Consider the following 2526-nt stretch of genomic DNA (forward strand, 5'->3'; position numbering starts at 1 on the left):
ATGGTGAAGGGTTTCGGGTGCCGTCAGGCGTACGAAAGCCTCTCATGCAGGAACCCGCGGTCGGCATTCCGTGAGCTATGGGGTTTTGTGTATCGGATCTTCCGGCGGGCCGCTGCGCGCAGCGGCGCTTGTCGGTCCCAACGGGTGAAGATTGGTGTTTTCGGGTGTGATCGCCGAGAGTTTCGTGGTGATTGCGAGAGCGTTTGGCCGGCTGGAAGCCAGCGCCGTTCGAACTGGCGCAGGTCCTCCCGTTGGCCGGCTCTGTTTTGAGTGGACCATATGAATGGATCTGCCATGCCGGGTCATGACGCACTCTCCCGGTTCGTTGTCGCCGTGTCTGGCGGTTCGCGCGGTTGCCGCCAACGTTGGAACACATCGATGACGATCATGCGTCCGCCGCAGCATGGGCATGGTGGGCGGATGTCGATCGGCTCATCGGCTGTGTCGTCCGCGGGCGGCGGGACAGCGTTCAGGAGTTCGCGGGCGCGAGTGATGCTGATCTTTCGGGAGCTGCCGGCGAGCAGACCGTAATGCCGGATGCGGTGGAACCCGCGTGGCAGGACATGGAGCAGGAAGCGGCGAATGAACTCGACGGTCGCGAGCGTCATGATTTGCTGCCGGTCGCGGCCCTCGCGGCGGTAGTCCTTGTAGCGGAAGGTGACACCGGTCTCGTCGAACGAGATCAGACGACTGTTCGAGATGGCCACCCGGTGCGTATATCGTGAGAGATAGGCAAGAACCGCCTCAGGTCCCGCGAAGGGCGGCTTGGCATAAACGACCCAACGCTTCTTTCGCACCGGCGACAGGTACCGTACGAATGCCCGGCGGTCAGTGAGATGCGCAGCCGAACCGAAGAAGGCGAGCCGCCCGGCATCGTGGAGTTGGAGCAGTCTCGTGAGGAACAAGCGCCGGAAGAGCTTGCCGAGCACACGCACCGGCAAGAGGAATGCAGGACGTGACGATATCCAGCGTGCCCCATCAAGGGAGATGCCGCCGCTTGGCACGATCATGTGAACATGGGGATGATGGGTCATGGCCGATCCCCATGTGTGCAGCACGGCGGTCATGCCGATGCGCGCCCCGAGATGCTTCGGATCGGCGGCGATCGTCAGCATCGTTTCCGATGCGGCCTTGAACAGAAGGTCGTAGACGAGCGCCTTGTTGTAGAAGGCAATCGCGGCGATCTCGGCAGGCAGCGTGAAGACGACATGGAAGTATCCGACCGGCAAGAGATCAGCCTCGCGCTCGGCGAGCCATGTGCGTGCGGCGACGCCCTGGCACTTCGGGCAGTGCCGGTTCCGGCAGGAATTGTAGGCAATGCGCCACTCTCCGCAATCCTCGCAGGCCTCGACATGACCGCCCAATGCAGCGGTGCGGCAGTGCTCGACCGCCGACATCACTTTGAATTCGGCCAAGCTGAGGTGTCCCCCATGGGCTTTCCGATAGGTCGGCCCGGCAACACGGAAGATATCGGCGACCTCGATCGAGGTGCGCATGGCTCAGCCGTCGGGCGTTTTGCCTTCCATCAGCGCCATCAGCCGGTCGAGGGGCCCTGCGACCGCGTGAATAGTCCGGGTGGAGACCTTCGCATAGAGCGCGGTCGTCTCCAGCTTGCTATGTCCGAGCAGAACCTGGATGACGCGGATATCGGTGCCATCCTCCAGAAGGTGGGTGGCAAAGCTGTGCCGTAGGGTATGCGGGCTGACGCGCTTGTGGATGCCGGCGACCTCCGCAGCTTCCTGAACCGCGCGATGCAGTTGCCGCGACGAGATCGGGTCGGTGCGACTGCGCCCCGGAAACAGCCAGCCATGAGGCAGCATCACGCCGCGCCGCTTTCCTTCGCGCCACCACAGTCGCAGCAGTTCAAGGAGTTGCGGAGAAAGCATGGCATTGCGATCCTTGCGTCCCTTGCCTTGTTCAACGCGGATCAGCATGCGCGTCGAGTCGATGTCATCGACCTTGAGATGCGCGACCTCGGAGACGCGCAAGCCCGCGCCATAGGCCCCGCCAAGCGCCGCTTTGTATTTGATGCCTGGCGCCGCCCCGAGCAACCGCGCAGCTTCCTCCATGCTCAGCACATCGGGTAGCTTGCGTGGATTGCGGGTTATCACCAGCGCTCGCGCCAGATCCCGCCGCTTTAGCGTCACCGCAAACAGAAAGCGTAGCGCCGAAACCGTGCTGTTGATCGTGGCCGGACCCACACCGTTCTCATGCTGATACAACTGGAAATGCCGTATGTCCTCGACCGTCGCGGTATCAGGGGCACGCCCAATAAATGTGGCGAAGCGCCGGACATGACGGATGTAGTCCTGCCGAGTGTGGGATCCCAACCCTCGCATCACCATGTCTTCCTGCATGCGCTGGCGAAGCGGTGTGGTCGGGGCATCGTGTGGAAAGCTGGCCATTGAACGTTCCTCTCGTTGAAGGGAACGCCATGGTCAGGCAACACCAACAGCCTGCCTAGAACTTCAGATAATCACACCAACCTCACCGCGCACGCCCTCCCGCGAAGCGGGTTCGTGCATG

2 protein-coding genes are annotated in these 2526 nt (G+C 62.5%); both read right to left on the reverse strand.

What is annotated here, in order from left to right:
- Positions 1-302: 302 nt before the first annotated feature.
- Positions 303-1496: an IS91 family transposase gene (locus tag ABIE33_RS36150; protein ID WP_429133943.1), complete on the reverse strand. Its 1194-nt coding sequence runs from the start codon at positions 1494-1496 to the stop codon at positions 303-305.
- Between the two features lie 3 nt (positions 1497-1499).
- Positions 1500-2405: a tyrosine-type recombinase/integrase gene (locus ABIE33_RS36155; protein WP_429133945.1), complete on the reverse strand. Its 906-nt coding sequence runs from the start codon at positions 2403-2405 to the stop codon at positions 1500-1502.
- Between the last annotated feature and the right edge of the window lie 121 nt (positions 2406-2526).

Source organism: Ensifer sp. 4252 (genome assembly GCF_050434565.1).
Classification (GTDB): Bacteria; Pseudomonadota; Alphaproteobacteria; order Rhizobiales; family Rhizobiaceae; genus Ensifer.